The organism is Pseudomonas sp. S1(2024) (assembly GCF_046557535.1).
Window position 1 is genome coordinate 1 of the sequence record NZ_JBKGFP010000081.1, and the last position, 23,184, is coordinate 23,184.

A 23,184-nucleotide genomic window follows, 5' to 3' on the forward strand; every position below is an offset into this window, starting at 1 on the left:
AGTATTGGTATCACCTAAAACTATACTAAGTACACTAGATTAGGGTGAAACCTAGCTCCACCCTCCCCTTAAAAATCAAGGTGTTGACATCTATAGGTGTACTATCTGTACCATCCGCACCTTTTTGGGTGGGTGCATTGGATGGCAGTGGTTCAGGTGGTAGCGAAGGTGGTGGTTGACGGCACGGGAATCCAGAGCGAGATTCCTGTCTTGATCACAGAGCACGGTGTGGTCTCCTCGCTGATTGACTACCTCCTGGCCAACCATCATCTGAGCCCTAGTTGGCAGCGTGCGGTAACCCAGGCCACAAAGCTGCTGCTGGAGTACATGGAGGCCAACCAGCACCATTTCTCCGACCCCCGCTCTCTCTTCCAGGCCTTTGCCTCACGTCTCTATACGGGAACAATCGGAGATGATGGGCTAGATCCATCTGGCTTAGGGTGGGTGCCAGCCAGTCGTAACTCATCAGACCGTCATATCTCAGTCCTCAAGGGCTTCACAGACTATCTGGCTGATCTGTACGACGCTCCGGCCATGAACCCCCTGATGACCGCCAGTACCTATGATCAGCGGCTTAATTACGCTGCCTGGCACCGCCGCAACAGCAATGATTTCCTAGGGCACATCAAAAGCAAAGCGCTCTCGAAGAACGTCGATCAGGCGCGGAATATTCGAGGCCGGCGCGCACTCAGCAAGGCTGATGATGACGCCATCGCGTTCCCTGAGAAGCTTTTCCAAGCGATGTACATGGAGGGCTTCGGTGGCGCTCCTGATCCTAGGTGCGCAGTGCGAGATCAACTGATACTGATCATGATGCACGGCGCGGGCTTACGAGAGAGCGACGCACAGCACCTCTGGGTAGTGGATGTCGAAGATCACCCTCTGATCGAGGGTGGCGCCATGGTTCGTGTCTATCATCCCGAGGAAGGCAAGGCCCCAGACAACTGGAGAGGCCGCAAGGGCACCACGACTCGCGCAGCGTACTTGAGGGAGAAGTATGCCCTAACGGCCAGGAACCTTCGCCAAGGCACGAAGCGTGTTGGGTGGAAAACGAGACTGGTCGACCACGCGGACAACTACATCCAACTGTACTGGTTCCCTACACGCTTCAGCGTGCTATTCATGATGCTTTGGAAGGTTCATATCCGATACTTGGCGACTGTAGAGCGGCACCATCCTTACGCCTTCGTTTCCTACGAAGAATCCGTCGCAGGCCAGCCATACACCCTTCAAGCACTGAACGGCAATTACAAGCGAGCCTTGGCGCGTATTGGGCAAACCGTATCGAAGCCTGAGGGTCGATCCACCCATGGCCATCGGCACGCTTTTGGTCGGCGCCTGAGGAAGGCTGAGGTTCCCCCGCAGATCATCCGCAAGGCTATGCACCACACCTCCCTGGACTCGCAGAAAAGATATACCGCACCAGGTATCGCGGACGTTTCCTCTGCGCTTACCGCCGCAGGGGAAAGGCTCGACGAGCTGACCGACAGCGGCCAGATCATTTCGCCCTTCAACGATTGGGACGAAGCGCTACCAGCGACTCTGGAAGCATTCGAATCGCCACAAACAAGGTACAGAGTTAAGAAATTTTGACTAAGACAACACGACGCGGATCACGAGACGGTCGCTCTTCGGACACGAACTTCACTTGGATTGTGCAGGAGCGAGGCGAAGCCTGGGAGCGCTGGCGTCAACTCCTATCCGGCTGGATTGCAACGCAGACCGGCTCAATTGGTGTGAAGATCAACGCGATGAATTGGTTCATGGCCAATTACCTGCCGACGGTGCCAGGCGGATCTAGTCCTGACGTGTTCTTTCAGGTCGCGGAGAAGGGTTTGCTGCCAGAGTTGAGGCCGCTCATGGAGTCATCCATGAACGCTGCGACTGCCGTGAAAAACCAGAACTGGATCGTGGATCTGCTCGACTGGATCATCATCCACAGCTACAGCGAGCCAAATGACCATGGCGTCCCTATGGCTCTGGTCAAGAATCCGTTCGCCAAGGGCAAGGAAAAGACGGTAATCACCGAGACCGTGCACAATCCGTTGCCCTACGCATATCTTCGTGAACTTCGCGAAATTCTGTGCCCGCAGCCCAGGGGTACATTCCGCGATTGGGAGTGGGCTCAGCGACAGTCCGGTCAACTGCGCTCTGATTTTGGAGATTGGTTCCCGGTCGAGCAGTCGGTTATCGACGAGGATGACCCGGATTGCGTATGGCGCTACAAAAATGATCGCTACGAAATCTGGTCGCCTGTTCGGTCGATGGCGCTTCACGTAAAGCTTCATTTGCCGCTTCGTACCTATCAGGTACGTTTCCTGGACTCTGGCGAGGCTGATACGTGGCGGTATGAGGGTGGCGACTGGGTTCTGAACAATCGCCATGGGTTCTCTCTAGGTCGCGAGGGAAACCCCTGGAAACGGGGAATCTTCTGCCGTATCCACGACCAGGACATCGGTGAAATCATGACCGGTCTCTACGTCAGCACAAACAAAACGGCAGACCAGAACAAGGAGTCTCGTGAGCGAGGCTACACGATTCCATGGCAGAACGAAGATGTCCTGTACTGGCTGGAGCGCCTGAGGAATTGGCAAGAGAAGTACAACCCCATTAACGGCCCAACCTCCTGTGCTGATCTGGCAGAGAAGCACTTCGGTAGTGTCAAAACTGCCGAGCAGAAGAAAGACATGGGCTCGATCTGCTTCCTCTTCCGCGACCCCACGGCGCCTCCAGGAGAGCGTGACAAGCCCATGGGAGGCTACACACTGCCTAACCTGTGGTATCGATTGCTCTCGACGTTAGAAGATCGGGTTGCCGCACGTGGCCAGACCCTTTCTGACGGCTCTAGGTTGCGTTTCGTACAGCCTCCCGACCCCAAATTGAATGTGCTGCCGATCAAAACGGATTTCCCACTCCACAGCCTCCGTGTTTCGCTTCTGACGTGTTATGCCATGGAGGGGCGCGTCCCGATTCAAGTGCTATCCAAGCTGATTGCAGGTCACTCTCGGATCATCATGACGCTGCACTACACGAAGCCGACCCCGGCTATGGTGTCCCAGGTAATGGACGTTGCAAGCGGACGCATCAGCGCTACGCAGGATGAAAATCTGAAGATCTTCCTTCGGGACGCTGACATGCGTCAGATCCACTCTAAAACGGCCTTCATTGATGGCAGCGCAATCGAGATTGCGTTGGCGAATCGCAATGCAATCGGCTGGGAGCAGCGTCACATCGGGCTGTGCCTTGTCGGTGGAAACAGCGCTCGATCTGACGAAATGAGCAACATAGGCGGATGCTGGAACGGTGGGGAGGTCATAACTCGGGGCAATAAAGGGCCTGTCTATGGCCCAGTCCCACATGGCCTAGAGAACTGCCCACGTTGCCGCTGGTTCATCACCGATGCACGTTATTTACCAGCGCTTGTGGCCCACCTCAACATGCTGAGTTATCGAGCCTCCCAGGTTTCGTCGCTTGCCGTTGAGATCGAGCAGCAGCGCGATGATCTGCTAGACGAGATGTACTTTGCTGAGCAGGAAAACCGCCCATTCCTGCTACAAGCAGAGCTGCAACAGGCTCAAAGACGCTATGAGAAGCAAATCAAAGAGGCTGACGAGTACGCGAAAGACCTGATCTCCTGCTTCCAGATCATCAGCAAGATTGTCTCAATCGAAGAGGGTCGGGACACAGGTGATTCGGCCACGAAGTTGGTAGCCGTGGGATCTTTGGAGGACATTCATCAGCCCATCTCATTCATCGAGACCAGTAGTGAGCTGTGGCAGATCTCCCAGCTGTGCGAAAACGCTGAAATCTATGCTGATTTGACGGATGAGCTGAGGGCCACACCTGCCATCGAGAAGCGCTCTCGCGCTTTGAATCACCTTCTGATGCGGGGCGGCTACGCACCTATTTTGATGGGAATGGATGATCGCCTCCAGCTTATTGCCGGGAATGCGATGATGAGGTCTATGGCTTTGACGCTGTCTCCCAATGACCGAATGGAGGGATTCCGTGAGGTTTCCAGCCTGCTTGAGGCAGGAGAAGGCCTACAGCTTCTACCAGCCGCTATGGAGCCGCTGGAGCGCCTCACGAAGCAACCGGTGGCGAAGCTATCCGATCTGATCACAACCACCTCAAAACACGTCCGGGAGGCCATCCGTGATCGATCCCCAGCTCATCTTTGAAGAATTGGTAAGCCAGGCCACCAAACAGCAAGCCAAGTCCCTGACGGTGCTGCATGGCGTCCTGGAGGCACATCAGAAAACGAAGAGTCGCAACTTCTCGATTGCCACGATTGCCAAGCTATCCGTTGCGGCTGGCGGGCCATCTGCCTCAACGATCCGCAACAGCGGAGGGTTTCGTTTCCGTCAGCTGATTGAGGCCTGGGCTGCAAGTGTGGGCACGGATAGGAGACTGCCTACGAAGTCCAAGGAACAGGGCATACCAAGCGACAACGAGCTGCTTCAACGTATTGACGATCCAGCTCTGCGTGCGGTGTTTACACAGGTTATGGCCGAGCGCCGTCGCTACTTGGCTGAACTCAACCTTCTGAAATCCCAGAAGGACATCGTTGTCGACCGCCGCCCAAATGTGGTCGAGATACCTCAAGAGAGGGAGTCAGTTCAGCTTTTGCCCTCATTGACAGGGGTTCTTAGTGACATGGAGATCACAGCCCTCAGAGCGGCGGTATCGGACGATTTCTTCGATAGGCAAGGCTGGATGGTGACCAGGGCGGGCCAGGTGAAAGGCGATTCAGGTGAGATCTATAAGCATGGGTACGTGCCTGCAATTCGGAAAATTCTGAAAGAAATCGAATGATCTGACACAGCTGCGTGGAGATGGCTTGTAGTACATAGACATAGTACATATACTAACCATCCCTCGCGGCTGTAGCCCCCATGGTTAATGGCCCACGATCATCTTAGTACAGTAGGTGATCTTATCTGTACTCATTTAGTCGAGTTATAAGTTAGATTTACTCCACGGCACATCCCTTTCAAATCAATCTAGAGCCAACTAGAGCCAACACGCTCTCCCTACCTTCGCTCTGTTCCAGCGCAGCCCTGCCACGTTCGCCGATGGGTGATAGATCCATAGTGGTCAGCGTCACGCCGGAGTACTCGCGTGTTGCGGCAGCCGTCGACCTAAGGGGCATGTTCCTCAACAGGTCGAACCGTACTTACCTAACGACCGCTGCGGTTACCCTTTGACTAGACGCAAGTGGGCCGCGGAAGGCGGGCGCGAGACGTCGGCATCGCCGCCCTGCCCCTTCAAGACATTCAGCATCAGGCCAAAGGTCAACTCGTTGATCTCCTCAGGCGGAATGGCCAGCTGCGCGGCCACAGCCGATTTGCTCAGCCCTTCGGCCCGTAACGCCCCGAAAATCTTTTCCAAAACCACCGAGCGCTCATGTTGCATCGGCTGTGGCTCATTGGTGCGGTAGCCTTCCTGGGCAATCTGAATGCACAAGGTTCGATAGGTCCAATCAGAGCTGAGGCCCAGGCTGTGCAAGCGATAGTTCAATGCGGCAACCGAGACGGCCCATACCCGCTTGAACTTGATCAAGCTGTTCAAGGTGATCGAGCGCGGTGCACTTGCCAGTACGCTTGCGCGCGGCATCAGAAATGCCGACGCGAATGCGTTGGCTTCGCGCTCCAAATCGGGGCCCTGGGGATGGGCGTGCTGGTGCATAACCAGGTGGCCCAATTCATGCGCCGCATCAAACCGGCATCGTTCCGCTGACTTATAGGTGTTGAGGAACATGAACGGTCGCCCTCCGCTCCACATGGAGAACGCGTCGACCTCCTTGGCGTCGATGGCCAAGGAGTAGACCCTGATGCCCTTCGATTCCAGTAATAGAATGAGATTTTTAATCGGCTGCTCGCCGAGCTGCCACTGCGCCCGCAACATTTCGGCAGCGACTTCCGGGGTTTGATCGGCTCCCGCCACTCCATCCACGAAGGTCTGTGCGCCGCGCTCGCTGCCCAAGTCAGGTACATCTACCGGTGGAAGATCGAAGCGTGATTCCAGCCAGTCGTTGAGCAAAAGGGCAATCGCCCCGGCGCCTAACGCACTGTCACGCAGGCCGGCTGACATTTTCGACAGCGAGCGAAAGCTGGCCACGTCAGGGGTGGGTAGTTCCGGATCGTCGCCGAAAAAGAACGCTTCAGGGAAACCCAGTGCCTGAGCAATCCGCGTCATCGTGGTAGCTTCAGGTTCTTGTGTGCCACTTTCATAGCTCGATACAGAGCGCTCCGTCACACCGATACGGGAGGCCAGCTCCCGTTTTTTCATACCGCGCCGCCGTCGGGCAAGCGCAAACCGCAGGGAGTTAAACATACAGAAATCAGGCGTTCTTACGGCGGATGTCAATTTCGATGTCAGCACCGCTCGGCGTCGAGAGGGCAGTGAAATCATCATTCAGGTCAATGGGAGACAACAGGATGCGTTCAAACCAGGCAGTAATTTTCCCGCCGCGGCCAATACTCGCTGGACGGGACAGCTCCAGACGAATTTCATTTTTTACCGTGTCCGTGTGATGTAGCAGAATCCAGGTTTCGTGTCCGTCAGTCCCGTGGGGGCCGCTCAACTGCGGGATCAACTCGGCAAACATGTCCAATTGGCGGTTCTGCTGGACCGCATCGACGGTGCTCTTGCCCTTTTTGGAGCGATTGGTGGGCGTGCACGATGGATTCCCTACCCCAGCGTCAGCCGAGGCGACGCTGAGAGCAAGCAAAAGATCCGGGTGCACGGTCAGGGGGTAATTGGCATTCTCGTGAGCCATCCAACCGAACGGGCGCAACTGATCACGCAGCGAGCTCACTATCCAGCCCCACATTTCCATACCTGGGAAAATCCCCGGATGATTGGGGGTCAGCCTGACCCGGTGCAAGTGGCCTTGATAGACAGCTTCAGCGATCGCCTCGGCTGGCATGCGTAACTGGCCGAGACGGTCAGCCACTTCGACAATATCTTCGTAAACCTGACAAACCTGCATGCCAACTTCCTCCAGGGGACGCGCTTCCGGTTATCCTCCCTCTTTTGAGGGATAAAAACAAGAAGTCCTGCACTGCAAGCAGCTGTTCTGCAGACTGCTAAAGTAGCGCTGCTAGCCAGTACCACCATCTCAGCGCCGCCTTCACCAAAACCAAGGTCTGTACGTCCAGCTCACTTAACGCCTCCCCGTTGCTTCACCCACTGCTTCGACAACGCTACTCCCATCGATTGTGGCAGCTCACTCGCTACCATGAGCTTCGGCGGGAAACGTCGTTGCCAGAAGTGACGTCAATGTAAAGGGTCGAGCGGCTTTGACCTGCGCTTCAGCCTATACCTGCCTAGCATTGCCCCTACATGCCGACATCAATACCTCACCAAGTCGAGCACATCAGGCGAGCAAGGCCTGAGCGAGACAGTGCTGGAAACTTTCCAGGAATACTGTCTCTGCCATGGTCATCCTCTGGTCCCTATTCCAGAGCAAGTGCAAGTCCGCGTTGACGATACCTTCAGCCGGCGGCAGCCGCCACAACAGCCCTTTTTCCACATCATCATGGAGGAGGTGCTCAGGCATGCAGCCCACTCCAAACCCTGCACAAACCAGCCTCTGAACCTCCTCTACGCTAGGTGAGGAAGCGACTATGCGCCCAGTGAACCCATGCTGGTCACGGAATACCGCAAGAGGTGATAGGTTGCCCCCCAACTGGTCGCTGACAAAGCTCACGAAATTCTCCCCACGTAGAGACTCTAGCGTCACATCGCTGCGCCCGAACAAGCGATGCCGCACGCCACAGAAGAACGCATAACGCTGGGTGAGCAATAGGCGCTGTTCCAGTTTAGGCTGTGGAATGCGACACAAGCCAACACCGGCAGTGGCCGTTTTTTGGAGCAAAGAACTGATTATGTCGGCACTACGCATGACATCAATTTCCAGCTCCACACGGGGATGCGCCTCATGGAAATCACCCAGAAAATCGTCATAGATCTGTGACTGCACACGACTCACGCTCAGCAGTCGCACCTTGCCTACTACGTCATCACTTTCCTTCTCCACCGCTGCGCTGATGCGCGATACGTCGCCATAGATATCGATGGCGATACGCAGCACCTCCTCCCCGGCAGCCGTCAGGTCGAAGCGCGGGCCACCTCGAAGAATGAGGGCACAGCCAAGTTGCTCTTCAAGACGCCTGAGCGCCTGGCTAACCGCTGACTGGGTCACGTGCAATCTCGCTGCAGCCCTGCTGATGCTGCCCTCCTGGCCTATCGCAAGGTAGGTACGCAGCAAGTTCCAGTCCAGGCGGTCGTTCAGAAATCGACGCCCTTCCCATTTGTTGACCAAAGCATCAGATCTTGAAGTTGGCGGATTCATTAACGGGCCCATTAGTAGCGCTGCTAATACGACGGATAAGAATTAGCAAATTGACTAATCATAGCCCCAAGGCGATAAATCTCGAAAGCGCCGAACAGAGCGCGACCGGTTTAGCCAAACCTGCCCACCTGCCTATAACTCTAAGAAGGGCCTTGCATGCATACGTCAAACCAGCCGCGTCGTGCGGCGGCTGCCGCATTTGTCGGCACCACCATCGAGTTCTACGACTTCTACATCTACGCCACGGCGGCTGCACTCGTACTGGGTCAGGTGTTCTTCCCGAGCAGCAACCCCTTGCTCAGCACCTTGGCGGCATTCGGCACCTTTGCCGTAGGCTTCATTGCCCGACCGATGGCAGGCATGGTCTTCGGCCATCTGGGCGACCGTCTGGGCCGCAAGAAAATGCTGCTGGTCACCATGGTACTGATGGGCCTGGCCACCACAGGCATTGGCCTGCTGCCCAGCTACGCCTCTGCTGGCATCTGGGCCCCCATCGGACTGATTGCCCTTCGAATTGTCCAGGGGATCTCTGTCGGTGGTGAGTGGGGTGGTGCTGTCCTGATGGCCAGCGAGCATGCGCCGGCCAAACGCAAAGTGTTCTACGCCTCGTTCGCTCAGCTCGGCAGCCCGGCTGGCCTGCTGCTCGCGCTGATCGCATTCCGCCTGGTGTCTTCCTTGGAGCCCGAAGAGTTCCTGAGCTGGGGTTGGCGTCTGCCGTTCCTGGCCAGTGGCGTCCTGATGCTGGTGGGTCTGGCTATCCGCTTCGGCGTCGAGGAAAGCCCTGAGTTCCAGGCTGCCAAGGCCAAGCAAGAGGTCGTCAAATACCCGGTGCTGGAAGTGGTACGTGACTGCTGGAGACAGATCCTGTTTGCCGCTCTCGCGGTGACCATCGGCTCCGCCGGCTTCTTCTTCACGAACACCTTCATGATCACCTACGTCACCACCTACCAGGGTATCCCTCGAGCAACCATCCTCGACTGCCTTTTCCTGGTGACCATCCTGCAGTTCTTGACCCAGCCCCTAGCCGCGCTGCTGGCTGAACGCATTGGTGAAGGCCGCTTCCTCAAGCTGGTAGCTCTGCTGTGCATGGCTGTGCCTTACCCCATGTTCATGCTGGTCGGCACCCAGAATCTGGTGTTGATGACAGCCGGCATCGCCATGGCAGTGGTCACGCTCTCGGCACTGTATGCGGTGATCGCCGGCTACATGACGCAGGCCTTCCCTGCTCACCTGCGCTACTCCGGGATCTCTCTGGCCTACCAGTTGATTTGCGCTATCGCCGGGGGCAGCACGCCGATCATCGGCACTTTGCTGGCCGACCGCTTCGCCGGCCAGTGGCTGCCACTCGCCGTGTTCTTCACCGCGCTCTCCACGCTTTCCTTGATCGGCGTCTGTGGCCTCTCTCGCCTGCGTGGCGAGCAGCAGCAACCCACCCCCGCCATCGCTCGTTAAATCAGGAGTTTTTATGAGCAAGCCGCACAACATTAGCGATGTCGAATGGCAGGCACGCTGCGAACTGGCCGCGCTGTACCGGATGGTTGCGCACTTCCGCATGACCGATTTGATCGACACCCACATCACCCTGCGTATTCCTGGGCCTGAGCATCACTTCCTGATCAACCAATACGGCGTGATCTTCGACCGGATGCGCGCCAGTGATCTGGTACGCATCGACCAACATGGCAATGTGGTCGACCAGGCCAATGGCGAGCGCCGGGTGAACGCGGCTGGCTTCGTGATCCATTCGGCGATCCACATGGCACGACCGGACATGCACTGCGTGATCCACACCCACACCGCAGCCGGCATCGCCGTCTCGGCTCAGGAGCACGGGTTGCTGCCGATCAGCCAGCACGCGCTGAAGTTCTACGGCAAGCTGGCCTACCACCAGTACGAAGGCATCGCCCTGTCTCTGGATGAACGCGAGCGCCTCATCGCCGACCTCGGCACGCACAAAGCAATGATCCTGCGAAACCACGGCCTGCTGGCCGGCGGAGCCAGTGTTGCCGAGGCCTTCCACGAGATTCACTTCCTGGAGCGCGCCTGCCAGGCGCAAGTACAGGCATTGGCCGGCGGCAGCAAGCTCATCTACCCCAGCGAAGAAGTCTGCCGCCACACCGCCGCGCAGTTCCAACGCGACGAGTCAGCGCAAATCATCAGCCTGAGCTGGAACGCCGCCCTGACCTTGATCGAACACCAACGCGAGTCGTACTGCTCATGAAACCGCTGGTACTGCTTTCAACCGACCAGGCACTTCTGGGCCAACTGCAGTCTGCCTTCGCTCGCAGTGCTCCCCAGCTACGTGTGGTGCTGGCCAACGACCCCGCAGCCCAGGAGGCTCAGGTAGCCGCATGCTGGTTCCCTCCCGTAGGCAGCCTCAGCGCATTACCCAACCTGAAGCTGATCCACTCGGTGGCTGCAGGTGTCGATCACCTGGCCAACGACCCGAGCCAGCCAGCATTGCCAGTGTGTAGAGTCGTAGACCCAGCTCACCGCCAAGGCATGGCGGAGTATGTTCGCTGGGCGGTCATCCACTACCACCGGGACTTCGACCGAGCACTTGCCCAACAGCAGCAACCGGTATGGCAACGTCACCCTCAACGCCTCGCTAGTGAATACCGCATCGGCGTCATGGGGCTCGGCTCCCTTGGAGGGGCTATTGCGGGCGAGTTGGCCGAGGCTGGATATGCTGTCCGAGGTTGGACGAGGAGTGCCAGGCAGCTGAGCGGCGTGCGCACATTCTCGGGCCCAGCGGAGTTCGATCAGTTCCTGGATGGCCTCGACCTGTTGATCAACCTGCTGCCTTTGACCGATGCCACTCGCGGCATCCTCTGCCAGAAGACCTTTGAAGCCTTGGCGCCAAACGCGGCAGTGATCAACTGCGGACGCGGGCAGCACCTGCAGGTGGATGACCTGGTCAACGCCGTCAACAGTGGCCGACTGCGCGGTGCGCTTCTCGATGTGTTCGAGAAAGAGCCGCTGCCATTGGACAGCCGCCTCTGGAACACGCCGGGAATCGTCGTCACACCCCACATGGCCTCATGCGCTTCCCACGACTGTATCGCCCAGCAAGTTGCCGAGAACGCTCGGCGTCTGGCCTGTGCTGAACCACTCCTGAACCAAGTAGACCCCGCGCTCGGATACTGATCCCACCGCCTGTTTGAGGATTCACATCATGCATACATGCAATGGCACACGGCTGTGGGACAGCCTCATGGACATGGCCAAGGTCGGCCCAACCGCCAAAGGCGGCAACTGCCGCTTGGCACTGTCGAAAGAAGACCGAGACGGACGCGAGCTGTTCGCAAGCTGGTGCCGCGAGGCCGGAATGAGCATCCATGTTGATGCCATCGGCAACCTATTCGCACGCCTGCCAGGTCGCAATGACGCCCTGCCCCCTGTGGTCATGGGCAGCCATTTGGACACCCAGCCGAAGGGCGGTCGCTTCGATGGCATCTACGGCGTACTTGCCGGCCTGGAAGTGGTACGTAGCCTTCAGGACAAAGGCCTGCAGCTCGAGCGCCCATTGGAAATCGCGGTCTGGACGAACGAAGAAGGCGCTCGTTTCACTCCTGCCATGCTCGGATCGGCGGTGTTCACGGGCGAGCTGCCCCTCGAGCAAGCGCTGTCCAGCCGCGATACTGAAGGCGTCAGCGTTGCCGAAGCGTTGGAGCAAACCGGCTACGCAGGTGAGCTACCTCTGGGCCGTGAGTTCGACGCGTACTTCGAAGCACACATCGAACAAGGCCCAATCCTTGAGGACGCCGGCCTGCCCGTAGGGTTGGTCACGGGTGGGCAAGCGATCTGCTGGCTGGACATCGAGATCAGTGGTCAGGCCGCTCACGCAGGCACCACGCCAATGCCTCTGCGCCGCGACTCTTTGTTCGGCGTAGGGGAAATGATCACCGCACTGGAACAACTGTCACGCGACTTCGCGCCCAAAGGTCTCGTTACCGTTGGCCAATTGCAGATCGCCCGCTCTTCCCGCAACACCATCCCTGGCCACGTGGCGTTTACCCTCGATCTTCGCCACCACGAAGATGCCGCCATCGCAGACATGGAAGCCAGCGCCCGTGCACTCATCGACCAAATCGCCACCAAGCGTGGCTTGGAAGTCCAGATCAACCGTCACTGGCTGAGCCCGGCCACGCCTTTCGACCCGGCCTGCATCGATGCAGTACGCAAAGCCATCGAAGGCCTGGGCTACCCGTACCAGCCAATCGTCAGCGGCGCCGGCCATGACGCCATTCACCTGGCCCGTCACTGCCCAACCACCATGGTGTTCATCCCCTGCGTCGGCGGTCTGAGCCATAACGAAGCCGAAGACGCCTTGCCCAACGACGTGACCATGGGCTGCGACGTACTGCTCAACGCCGTGCTGACCCGCGCCGACAGACGCTGACTTAACCAGATCCACCCAGGCGCCCAGCCAATTCAAGAAAGCTGGGCCACGGGAACGCTTTGCCCAAAAACAAGAAATAGCCGCTCCACCTTCAGCTGCCAATAACAACCAGAACCCATCTTTCGGGAGAAAATGGCAATGACCAGCCCTGCGTACACCGAGGTTGCCAGTGCGCAACCACAACGCACCGCCGACATGAAAAAAGTCGCGGTCGCCAGTGTGATCGGCACCACCGTTGAGTGGTATGACCTGTTCCTCTTCGCCACGGCCTCGGCCCTTGTATTCAACAAGATCTTCTTCCCAGGCTTTGATCCCCTGGTAGGCACCCTCCTCGCTTTCGGCACCTTTGCTTCAGCCTACGGCGCCCGGATGATCGGCGCCGCTCTCTTCGGTCACTTCGGTGACCGCCTGGGCCGAAAGTCGATGCTGCTCATCTCGCTGCTGACCATGGGTGCGGCCACCTTCGCCATCGGCCTGTTGCCGAGCTATGAATCGGTGGGCATCTGGGCGCCGATCATGTTGCTGACACTGCGCATCATCCAGGGCCTGGCTCTGGGCGGAGAATGGGGCGGCGCCGTGTTGATGGCGGTGGAACATGCGCCAAAGCATCAACGCGGACTCTACGGCTCGTGGGTTCAAATCGGCGTACCGGCGGGGACGATGCTGGCCAACCTCGTGTTCCTGATGTTCGCCACCACGCTGACCAACGAGCAGCTGCTGGATTGGGGTTGGCGTGTGCCGTTCCTGCTCAGCGTTCTGCTGATCGGACTGGGCTTGTACATCCGCCTCAACATCCATGAAACGCCGTCGTTCAAAGCAGTGGAGAACAAAGGCACCCAAGTCAAAGTGCCGCTGTTCGAAGTGTTCCGTAAATACTGGAAGCAGGTAGTCCTGGGTGGTGTGGCAACTATGTCTACTGGCACCTCCTACAATCTCATCGTGGCCTTCGGCCTGACCTACGGCACCCAGACCTTGGGCTTCACACGTGGCGAAATGCTCACGGTTGTTCTGGTTTCCTGCGCTGCCTGTATCGCCATGCTGCCGTTCTTCGGCGCCCTCTCCGACAAGGTTGGCCGCAAGCCGATCATCATCGGCGGGATCATCGCCGAGGCACTCGTGGCCTTCCCGATGTTCTGGCTGATGGATTCCAAAGTTCTCGGGCTGGCGTTCGCCGGTTACATGCTGATGATGACGGCATTCGCGGCCAACTACGGCCCCATTGCCACATTCCTCGCGGAGTTGTTCGGCACTCGAGTTCGTTACTCGGGCCTGTCGATCAGCTACATGCTTTCCGGCCTGCTCGGAAGCGCCGCAACGCCTCTGGTTACCACCGCATTGCTGTCGTGGACTGGCAAAGGCTCATCAATTGCCTGGTACATGATCGGCTCAGCCGTTGTTTCTCTGATCGCGCTGCTGCTACTCACTGAGACCTTCAAACGGGATATCGACCAAGCACGGCAGTAATTCCGTGCTGTACCCCCGAGTTTCTCTCGCCAACCAGGCGAGTGTTTCCTACTTCTGTTTGAAGAGTTTCCAGATGAAAAAATACCTGATGAGTGCAGGCGTTTTCGCCTTGTCCCCTTTCGCTCAAGCCGATCTGGTGGGCGACAGCCATGCGAACCTTGGCCTGCGCAATTTTTACTTCAACAACGACTTTCGCGACCAAGCCGGTAGCCTCGGCCAAAGCAAAACCGAAGAGTGGGCCCAGGCCTTCGTGCTCGACTTCAAATCCGGCTACACCGAAGGGCCAATTGGGGGCGGCGTGGATGCCCTGGGCTTGATGGGCGTGACACTGGATAGCGGCGACGGTCGCCACCGGGGCAGCAGCATGATCCCCGACGACGGCAGTGGCGCGGCCCGACAGTGGAGCCGCCTGGGCCTGACACCCAAGCTGAAAGTCGCCAACACCGAACTGCGATACGGCACGCTGATGCCCAAGCTGCCGGTGCTGACCTACAACGATGGTCGCCTGCTGCCCCAAACGTTCGAGGGGGCCCAGATCACCTCAACCGACCTGGATGGCCTGACCCTTACCGGCGGGCGCCTCAATCGTGCTACGGGTCGTGCCTCCAGTGACCGTACTGGATTGGCCGTAGCTGGCGGCACCCGTGAGAGCGACCAGTTCCTCTTCGCGGGTGGCGACTACCGGATCGGCAAACAACTCACGGCGCAATACTACGTTGCCAACCTCGAGGACTATTACACCCAGCACTTCGTCGGTCTCACCCACACGCTTCCACTCTCCGAAGGGCAATCGCTGCGAACTGATCTGCGCTACTTCCGCACCTTCGCCGATGGAGCCAACGACTCTGCTGCTGGTCGCGCAAGTGGATACCGCGTGGGCGGCTACACCGAGGACGGTGACGGCAAGATCGATAACCATACCTGGAGCGCCGCGCTGACCTATTACGTCCAGGGCCACGCGCTCATGGCCGGCTATCAGGAGGTGTCGGATGGAAGCAACTTCGTCCAGCCGAACCAGGGCTCCCTCAGCGGCAAGGGCGCAGGTGGTGCCAGTGTCTACCTCTACACCGACCGGATGCTCGCGAGCTTCAACCGAGCGGGCGAGCGTACCGCGTTTGCCCAGTACAGCTATGACTTCGCCGCTGCCGGCGTACCTGGCCTGAAATTCTCCCTGATGTACCTGAAGGGTGAAGACATCCGCACCACCAGCGGCAATGACGCGTCCGAGTGGGAACGGGATGTGGGCCTGGACTATGTCATCCAGGACGGTGCGCTAAAAGGCCTCGGCCTGGCTTGGCGCCATGGATTGCTGCACTCCGAAATCGACCCCAACCAAGAGCAGAACCGACTCATCGTCAGCTACACCCTGGCGCTCTTCTGATCTCTGACCACGTGCTGCCGGCGAGCCAGCGGCACATCTTCGCTTCAAGGAGCTCTCAATGAAACGCATACACAGCGCCCCTGGCACCATTAGCCCAGTGGGCCCCTACTCCCAAGCCGTGGTCAGCGGCCACTTGGTGTTCACCGCCGGCCAAATCCCATCGCTGGGCAGCCTGGAAGAACAGCCCGACAATTTCAAAGACCAGGTCAAGCAGACCTTCTCCAACCTTGCCGCGATCCTCGAAGCGGCGGGCTCCAGCCTTTCCCACATCGTCAAGGTGAACGCCTACCTGACAGACCCCGATCAACTGGTGCCCTTCAACGAGGTGTACAAGGAAATCCTTGGCCATGCACCACCCGCACGTACAACCGTCTGCGTGCAGTTGTGGGGCGTGAGCTTGGAAATCGACTGTGTGGCCGAGCTGATCGACATGGAGCGCGGGCATTGAACGACGACCTGATCGCAAAACTACGGGAGGTGAGCTTCGCCACGCTGGGCCACTTCCTCGAGCGCGGGTTCGTCAGCCATGAAGTCCGCGCAATGGTGCCGGGCGGTCGCGTTGTTGGGCGCGCCGTGACGCTTCGCCTGGCCGAGCCAGATGCCATCGCTGTCAACCGCGCCCTGATCGCCCTGCAGCCAGGAGACGCCCTGGTGATCGACATGACGGGTGACCATGCCCACGCTTGCGTGGGTGCGGTCACGCAGTTTGCGGCTCGCTGCGCGGGTGCCGCCGGCATCATCGTCGACGGCTTAGTCACCGACATCAACGAACTGCGTACCTGCCAGTTGCCGGTGTTCGCTCGTGGCACCACTCAGCTGACTACCAAGCTGATCGGCGGCCAAACGAGTCAGGTAAACGTACCCGTGAACTGCGCGGGGGTTGAAGTCCATCCCGGCGATTATGTCCTGGCCGATGACAACGGTGTGCTCATCTTGTCAGCGCGAGAGTTGGCAACAGTAATAGACAAAGCGCTGCATTCCGACCTCACTGAACCTAATTTACTGGGGCGCCTGCGCAATGGCGAACCGCTCTACGAGGTGTTAGCTACGAGTATCGGAAACGGCTAGCTCAACCGAGTGACGCTGCTCGTAAATAGGTGATTGGGAAACCTGCCGGTCACCTTTAGGCGCTACAAGCCATAGAGCAAAAATCGCCACTAAGGCGCTACCCGAGGCGTTAGTAGAAACACCTGCGGCTCTTCTCGGCGTAGGTGGCTGTTGAACGTGTGAGAAATCGGCTCGAACCACTCTACCCGGAGTGACGGGGAATGGGAGGCGCCCCCCGCGCCCCCACGCTCTAGCTACCTCAACAAAGGTGAACCACGTTATACAGCCAGTGAACGCTCACGCAATTCCCCATTAAGGATACGGTCGTTTTCGCTGTAGTCGACCGGGCAGTCGATCACGTGCACACCGGGGTTGGCAATGCAGTGATCCAGCAGCGGCAGCAAAGCATCAGCACTGTCAACTCGGTAACCATTGGCACCGTAAGCTTCGGCGTATTTGACGAAGTCCGGGTTGCCGTAGTCCAGGCCGAAATCGGTGAAGCCCATGTTGGCCTGCTTCCAGCGGATCATGCCGTAGCCGTCGTCACGCAGGATCACCACGGTGATGTGCATGCCCAGACGTACAGCCGTTTCCAGCTCCTGGCTGTTCATCATGAAGCCGCCGTCACCACACACCGAAATCACCGGGCGGTCCGGGTGCACCAGGTGCGCCGCCATCGCCGATGGCAGGCCGGCGCCCATGGTCGCCAGGGCGTTGTCCAGCAACACGGTGTTCGGTTTGTGCGCCTTGTAGTTACGGGCGAACCAGATCTTGTAGATGCCGTTGTCCAGGGCAACGATGCCTTCGGACGGCAGCACGCGACGGATGTCGGCAACCAGGCGCTGTGGGTAGACCGGGAAGCGGTTGTCGTCACCACCTTCGGCGATCTGTGCTTCGTTGGCTTCACGGATGGCCATCAGGCGGGTGAAGTCCCAGTGCGACGTGTCGTTCAGCGCTTCGCTGATCTGCCACACGGCGTTGGCGATGTCGCCGATCACTTCAACCTGCGGGAAGTACACGGCATCGACTTCGGCGGAGCGGAAGTTGATGTGGATGACTTCGGTGCCGCCACGGACCATGAAGAACGGCGGCTTCTCGATCACGTCGTGGCCGATGTTGATGATCAGGTCGGCCGCTTCGACGGCGCGGTGAACGAAGTCACCCGACGACAGCGCAGCGTTGCCCAGGAAGCGCGGGTGGCGCTCGTCGACCACACCTTTACCCATCTGGGTGGTGATGAACGGGATGCCGGTCTTGTCGATCAGCTGCTTGAGGACCTTGGCGGTCATCTTGCGGTTGGCGCCGGCGCCGATCACCAGAATTGGGCTGCGAGCATTCTGCAGTTTCTCAACCGCTGCCTCGACGGCCTTGTGTTCTGCCAGCGGTCGCCGGTGCAGGCTTGGTGGAATCGGCAAACTGTCGGTCTGTTCAGCCGCGATGTCCTCTGGCAATTCCAGGTGAACGGCGCCCGGTTTTTCTTCTTCAGCCAGGCGGAACGCTTCACGCATGCGCGCCGGGATGTTGTCGGCCGAGGCGAACTGGTGAGTGTACTTGGTGATGGGGGCCATCATGCCGCACACGTCGATGATCTGGAAGCGGCCCTGCTTGGACTTCTTGATCGGCTTCTGGCCGGTAATCATCATCATCGGCATGCCGCCGAGATAGGCGTAGGCACTGGCAGTCACCAGGTTGGTCGCGCCAGGGCCCAGGGTCGACAGGCTGACGCCGGTCTTGCCGGTCAGGCGGCCATAGGTGGCGGCCATGAAGCCCGCGGACTGCTCGTGGCGGGTCAGTACCAGCTTGATCTTCGACTTGCGCAGGGACTCCAGCAGGTCGAGGTTTTCCTCACCAGGAATGCCGAACACATACTCGACACCTTCGTTTTCCAGGCATTGCACAACGACATCGGCGGCCTTGGTCATATCACTTCTACTCTCTGAGATTGTTGCGGAATTAAACGGACGAGGAACGGCAGTCCCCCTAGATTGACCCAGGCTTCTGGCGCCTTAGAACAACAAAACGGCCTGCAACCAAATGCGCTCCCCCTGTGCTCTGTTTTCCACCAGCGCTTCATGTTGCCACTTCAGGACGACTCCGAATTCTGCAGTCTGATATTTCACCACAGGGCCAAATGCAGCGACCTGACCGCGGTTACCGTTCTCTCCAACCGATTCACCATGCTGCTCGTCATCGCTGACCTGTTTGTACAGATAGCCACTCAAACCCACCTGCCAGTGCTCATTTACGCTGTAGCCAAGGTGGTAGTCGATGTTGACTTCTTTTCCAGATCGGTAATCCGTCTCACGGTTGTTCTCATTGATCATGTACAGCATCTTTGCACTGATCTCGAGTTCATCAATGGGGTTGGCTGTGATTGAGTACCAAGGCGAGTACGACCACACATTCGTCCCGGGATTGAATAGTCGGTCTTTGTCATACGAGCCCGTGGGGGCGTAGACATCCACCCCGAGCATTTGGTGAACACGTGGCGAGCTCCAGCCCATAAAAAGTGGGGTAAAGGCGAGGTTGGCAAGCCCCGCGCTTTTGCCGCTATAGCGCACCCGGCCCTGAGGCGTGTTCGTGTACCAACTCACTTGGCCACTGATGTAAGGTTGCGCTGCTCGGCTGGCCAGTGTTGCACCGAACAAGGTGTAGTCGCTGTACACATAATCAAGGCATACGGCGAGCGCCTCGTAACTGATGCTGAAGTCCTCGACACCCGACTGTTCATGACCATTTGCATCTTTCAGTTCTGTTGCCTTGTACGCAGAACTGTAAAGAAAGGTTGTCAGCCCTGGAGGTGGCATTCGGCCGGCGAGCACCGTGTCCAGTCCTAATGGGTACGCAGTACCGTTATACTCAGTCGCTTGAGCGAACGTATTCAATAACAGGGTGGCGGCTGCACAAAAAACAGGGAAACGGTTGCCGATCAGCAACGCAGGGGCACGCAGCATAAAGATGATCTCGTATGGATTGTTGTTGTAATTACGAAGATTCATGTCGTAGGTGCATCATTTCAGACAGCAGTGTTCCTCCTGGCACCAGGTCACTTGCTCGGATTTGGGGGAATGCTTTAGTTGCCCGCGACACCCTCGCCATAGTGGAGGATGCCGCGGCCATGATGGTTGAGCGCTACCAGGCAGTAGTACCGCCGTCTACGCGGATATCCGTACCGGTGATGAATGAGCTTTCATCCGAAGCGAGGAATAGCGCCGTGGCAGCGACTTCTTCAGGTTTTCCCATGCGCCCCAGCATGACCTTACCTACCATGGTCTCGGCCCACACGGGATCTTTCAACAGCGGGATGGTCTGCTTGGACTCGATCAGGCCGGGTGAAATGCTGTTAGCCCGTAGCCCGTGGGTTCGCCCCTCCAGCGCCAGCTGACGAGTCATCGACAGCACGGCACCTTTCGCTGCCGAATGAGCAATCCCGGGCAGCAGTTTGTAAGTGGACCAAGCGGACACAGAGGCTGTGTTGATGATCGACGCACCCGGCGACTTGATCAGTTCAGGCCAGGCGGCCCGCACCATGTGAAAGACCAGATTAACTTCCTGATCAATGGTGCGGTGCCAGTCCTCATCGGAGATCTGATCAACCCATCCGAAATAGGCCATTGCAGCGTTGTTGAACAGCACGTCCACACGGCCATATGTCGATACAGCGAGATCAACCAGCTTGGCACAACTGGCTGGGTCAGTCAGGTCGCAACGGCTGAGGGAAACCATATCGCCGCCCTCCCCCTTGACCATCTCAACTGTCTCTTCGGCAGATTCCGGATACACATCGCAGCCCACTACCTTGGCGCCCTGCCGAGCAAACATAAGGGCAGCGGCGCGGCCCATTGAGCCACCGGTACCAGTAATGATGCAGACCTTGCCTTTCAAACGATCGCTCATGTCGGTGTTCCTTGTTGTTATATGAACATTTCCAAGCGCAACATCTAAAATAAGACTGTGGAGTCGATAATTAAGCAAACTTTAGGGACTTGCTCACTTGGGTGACTAGTCGAGCAAATCACCAAAGACTGTTGCGTGTGAGCAACAATAATCATCGGGGCTGAGGTGGTATCGAGTGGACTTATACCTTGGCCCGCGCCCTTCAGATCTCACGCTGCCTGAACGTGCAAGCCGAGGATTTTCATAGCCTCAAGAAGATCTACGTGCATATCGTGCTGCCATAGCCAGTCAAATCGCTCGCTCAGCTCTTTGCCCAACATTTGCTGATTATCTAGTACACCAGGGTTACGAAACTCATAAAGCTCGCCCGCCTCCCACGACGTTCTTTGTGCACGGCAGGCGCGTGGGCGGCGTACGGCGTCGTATGCCTCCAGCACGGCTTCAGGCTGCTTGTTGACCACTTGTGGGTAGGCAAGCAGGCGCGCGAGTAGCCAGGCGTCTTCTAGGCCTTGACCAGCACCCGCACCTTGATGCGGCAGCATTGCATGTGCCGCGTCGCCGATCACGGCCACGCGGCCATACGTGTAACTTGGCAGCTCTGGGAGGTCATGCAGTGCCCATAACGATGGGGTCGCAATACATTCCAACAGGATGCGTGCGGCGTCCCCCCAGCCCGCAAATGCCTGCAGCATTTCTGCCTGATTTGCAGTCCTGACCCAAGGCTCATCCTTCGGCCAGGTTGGATTGGGTTGGGTACGATTGGAGGTGAATGCGACCACATTGATCAGCCTCCCCTGTTTGACAGGGAATGTGAGGATATGACCATCCAGACCGAGGTACATCTGCGGCACATTCAGTAGGTGTTCATCAACCCCACGCGCCCGGTAGGCGCTGCGTAACTGCTGGCTGTCGATGAGGCCGCGGTAGGCGCAAGTACCACTGAACCGGGGTGAAACCAAGGGCTGCTGCAAGCCCTGTAGCACATGGTCACGAATCGATGACTTGATGCCGTCGGCGCCGATCAACAAATCACAGCAATGCTCACTACCATCGGAAAACGTAACGCGAACCCCCTCCTCATTCTGAACCACCTGTTGCGCACGCTTTCCAAACTGAGCGATACCCGATGGCAGCTGGCTGGCCAGCGCATCCAGAAAATCAGCACGATGGACCGAAGACTGGCCAACCCCCTCTGCAATGCTGTTACCCAAATAGTGGGCATCGCTGCCAAGGCGCCATTCAAACCAGATGTCTTGCCATGGCGCTGGTGTGCAATCAGCGATCTTTCGGTAAGGCCCGGCAATACCTAAACCTGCGATTGCTCGGACCGCGTTGGCGCCAAACGAAACGCCAGCACCCACTTCGCCAAATGCGGGGGCGGCTTCAAACAATTGAACGTTCAGGTGAGTATGTCGGCAAAGGTTGAGCGCGAGGGCGACACCCGCAATACCACCACCGATAATCGAAACACGCATGGCAGAAGATGAGTCACGCATAGCAAATTACCCCTGGGAATGATTGTTATTGGAGCTCCCAGATGATTGCTGTTGCGGAGTTATTTATAAATGCAGTGACCTATATAATCTCCATCACGGGTGTGAATATTCACAACAGGCCGATTGGCATCGAGCGAAGGCAATTGATGGTTGGAGGGGCAACAACCAGGATGATTGCCCCCTCATGCCGCCCTATTACGCCTGCAACGCGCGTGGTCGCAAGCTACGCTGCTCTTCGGCAGCGCCCGCCGCAGGTTGCAGTTGGAAGTCAAAGGACAGTTCAGCAAAACGCCCCTCGATGCCTCTTTCGGCAGCCAAGCCGGCGTTTTCGATGAAACGCACCTCTCCGATCAGCCCCTCCCGCGTGGCATAGGCAAAGTCATCCCACAAATACTTGTCCCCTGACAGATTGATTTGCGTTGTCAGATGACGGAAGCCCGGTGCCGAGATGAAGTAGTGGATGTGCGCTGGTCGCTGCCCGTGACGCCCGAGCAAGTCAAGGCACTCCTGAGTGGGGCCCTGCGGATCACAACCATAGCCCGACGGTACGATGCTGCGGGCACGGTAACGGCCTTCGGCATCGGTCACGATGCGGCGGCGAAGATTGAAAGCAGACTGCGACTTGTCAAAGTACGAGTAGTTACCCTTGGTATTGGCTTGCCAGAGGTCAACGATTGCCCCGGCAATAGGCTTGCCTTGCAGGTCAATGACCTGACCTTCGATGAACAAGGTGGTGGCAACGCCGTCTTCGGTACCATCATCCATGCGTGCCTCGCCCTGGCACAGCGGGGCGCCGGCGACGTACAGGGGGCCCTCGATGGTGCGCGGGGTGCCGCCGGCATGGCCGACCTGCTCATCCCGGGCATCGTTTAGCAAGTCCAGGAAATGCTCGATGCCCAGGCCGGCAATCAGCAGCGCGGCCTCTCCACGGCCGCCCAGGCGGTTGAGGTAATCGACGGCGCTCCAGAATTCGTCATCGGTGATCTCGAGGTCTTCAATCAGGCGTGCGCTGTCCTGCAAAATACGCAGCATGATTTGTTTGACGCGGGGGTTACCCTGATCGTTGTCCAGCCCCGCTGCCTGCTGGAAGAATGCTTGCAACTGGGCGGTTTGGGAAATTTTGACAGTCATGATCTGA

Annotated in this window: 19 protein-coding genes; 11 read left to right on the forward strand and 8 right to left on the reverse strand. The window is 58.1% G+C overall.

All coding sequences use genetic code 11. From position 1 onward, the window contains the following. Positions 1–141: 141 nt before the first annotated feature. Genes gmtY through gmtX form a run of 3 tightly spaced genes read left to right on the forward strand, consistent with a single transcriptional unit; the run spans position 142 to position 4,815 of the window. Positions 142–1,593, forward strand: a complete 1,452-nt coding sequence (gene gmtY / locus ACLCGK_RS22065; protein WP_410950742.1) for a gamma-mobile-trio recombinase GmtY — start codon at positions 142–144, stop codon at positions 1,591–1,593. Beyond that, a complete protein-coding gene (locus ACLCGK_RS22070) occupies positions 1,590–4,181 on the forward strand; it encodes a VPA1269 family protein (protein WP_410950741.1) in 2,592 nt (863 codons plus the stop codon). Before gmtY ends, ACLCGK_RS22070 begins: the two co-directional genes overlap by 4 nt. Continuing rightward, a complete protein-coding gene (gmtX, locus tag ACLCGK_RS22075; RefSeq protein WP_410950740.1) occupies positions 4,156–4,815 on the forward strand; it encodes a gamma-mobile-trio protein GmtX in 660 nt (219 codons plus the stop codon). The genes ACLCGK_RS22070 and gmtX overlap by 26 nt, the downstream gene beginning before the upstream one ends. A 381-nt stretch (positions 4,816–5,196) precedes the next feature. Here gmtX and ACLCGK_RS22080 read toward each other — a convergent pair whose 3' ends face one another. The 3 genes from ACLCGK_RS22080 to ACLCGK_RS22090 all read right to left on the reverse strand — a co-directional run bounded on the left by ACLCGK_RS22080 (position 5,197) and on the right by ACLCGK_RS22090 (position 8,359). After that, positions 5,197–6,336: an ImmA/IrrE family metallo-endopeptidase gene (locus ACLCGK_RS22080; RefSeq protein ID WP_410952912.1), complete on the reverse strand. Its 1,140-nt coding sequence runs from the start codon at positions 6,334–6,336 to the stop codon at positions 5,197–5,199. Positions 6,337–6,343: 7 nt separating this feature from the next. Further along, on the reverse strand, positions 6,344–6,994 hold the full coding sequence (locus tag ACLCGK_RS22085; protein WP_410952913.1) for a hypothetical protein: 651 nt from the start codon (positions 6,992–6,994) through the stop codon (positions 6,344–6,346). A 387-nt stretch (positions 6,995–7,381) separates the two neighbouring features. Continuing rightward, entirely contained in the window at positions 7,382–8,359 is a 978-nt protein-coding gene (locus tag ACLCGK_RS22090; protein WP_410952914.1) for a LysR family transcriptional regulator, read from the reverse strand. Between the two features lie 156 nt (positions 8,360–8,515). Here ACLCGK_RS22090 and ACLCGK_RS22095 point away from each other — a divergent pair, with 156 nt between their 5' ends. The 8 genes from ACLCGK_RS22095 (at position 8,516) to ACLCGK_RS22130 (ending at position 16,674) form a co-directional block, all read left to right on the forward strand. Then, positions 8,516–9,811 carry an MFS transporter gene (locus ACLCGK_RS22095; protein ID WP_410952915.1) on the forward strand — a complete coding sequence of 432 codons (1,296 nt, stop codon included), beginning with the start codon at positions 8,516–8,518 and terminating at the stop codon, positions 9,809–9,811. Positions 9,812–9,824: 13 nt separating this feature from the next. Further along, positions 9,825–10,580: a class II aldolase/adducin family protein gene (locus ACLCGK_RS22100; RefSeq protein ID WP_058603579.1), complete on the forward strand. Its 756-nt coding sequence runs from the start codon at positions 9,825–9,827 to the stop codon at positions 10,578–10,580. Then, a complete protein-coding gene (locus tag ACLCGK_RS22105) occupies positions 10,577–11,506 on the forward strand; it encodes a 2-hydroxyacid dehydrogenase (protein WP_410952916.1) in 930 nt (309 codons plus the stop codon). Before ACLCGK_RS22100 ends, ACLCGK_RS22105 begins: the two co-directional genes overlap by 4 nt. 28 nt (positions 11,507–11,534) lie before the next feature. Then, positions 11,535–12,761, forward strand: coding sequence for a Zn-dependent hydrolase (locus ACLCGK_RS22110; protein ID WP_410952917.1), 1,227 nt, complete (start codon positions 11,535–11,537; stop codon positions 12,759–12,761). A gap of 138 nt (positions 12,762–12,899) precedes the next feature. After that, positions 12,900–14,225, forward strand: coding sequence for an MFS transporter (locus ACLCGK_RS22115; protein ID WP_038409459.1), 1,326 nt, complete (start codon positions 12,900–12,902; stop codon positions 14,223–14,225). A 73-nt stretch (positions 14,226–14,298) separates the two neighbouring features. Beyond that, positions 14,299–15,606, forward strand: a complete 1,308-nt coding sequence (locus ACLCGK_RS22120) for an OprD family porin (protein WP_410952918.1) — start codon at positions 14,299–14,301, stop codon at positions 15,604–15,606. 58 nt (positions 15,607–15,664) lie between these two features. Beyond that, entirely contained in the window at positions 15,665–16,054 is a 390-nt protein-coding gene (locus ACLCGK_RS22125) for a RidA family protein (protein WP_410952919.1), read from the forward strand. Next, complete coding sequence (locus ACLCGK_RS22130) at positions 16,051–16,674, forward strand: RraA family protein (protein WP_410952920.1); 624 nt, start codon at positions 16,051–16,053, stop codon at positions 16,672–16,674. The genes ACLCGK_RS22125 and ACLCGK_RS22130 overlap by 4 nt, the downstream gene beginning before the upstream one ends. Positions 16,675–16,931: 257 nt before the next feature. Here ACLCGK_RS22130 and ACLCGK_RS22135 read toward each other — a convergent pair whose 3' ends face one another. The 5 genes from ACLCGK_RS22135 to catA all read right to left on the reverse strand — a co-directional run bounded on the left by ACLCGK_RS22135 (position 16,932) and on the right by catA (position 23,177). Next, on the reverse strand, positions 16,932–18,575 hold the full coding sequence (locus tag ACLCGK_RS22135) for an acetolactate synthase large subunit (RefSeq protein WP_410952921.1): 1,644 nt from the start codon (positions 18,573–18,575) through the stop codon (positions 16,932–16,934). An 84-nt stretch (positions 18,576–18,659) separates the two neighbouring features. Further along, positions 18,660–19,607 (reverse strand): transporter, encoded by a 948-nt coding sequence (locus ACLCGK_RS22140; RefSeq protein WP_410952988.1) that lies wholly within the window; start codon positions 19,605–19,607, stop codon positions 18,660–18,662. Between the two features lie 178 nt (positions 19,608–19,785). Next, positions 19,786–20,550, reverse strand: coding sequence for an SDR family NAD(P)-dependent oxidoreductase (locus tag ACLCGK_RS22145; RefSeq protein ID WP_063977235.1), 765 nt, complete (start codon positions 20,548–20,550; stop codon positions 19,786–19,788). A 209-nt stretch (positions 20,551–20,759) separates the two neighbouring features. Continuing rightward, positions 20,760–22,046 (reverse strand): salicylate 1-monooxygenase, encoded by a 1,287-nt coding sequence (gene salA, locus ACLCGK_RS22150; protein ID WP_410952922.1) that lies wholly within the window; start codon positions 22,044–22,046, stop codon positions 20,760–20,762. Between the two features lie 195 nt (positions 22,047–22,241). After that, a complete protein-coding gene (gene catA, locus ACLCGK_RS22155) occupies positions 22,242–23,177 on the reverse strand; it encodes a catechol 1,2-dioxygenase (RefSeq protein ID WP_410952923.1) in 936 nt (311 codons plus the stop codon). Between the last annotated feature and the right edge of the window lie 7 nt (positions 23,178–23,184).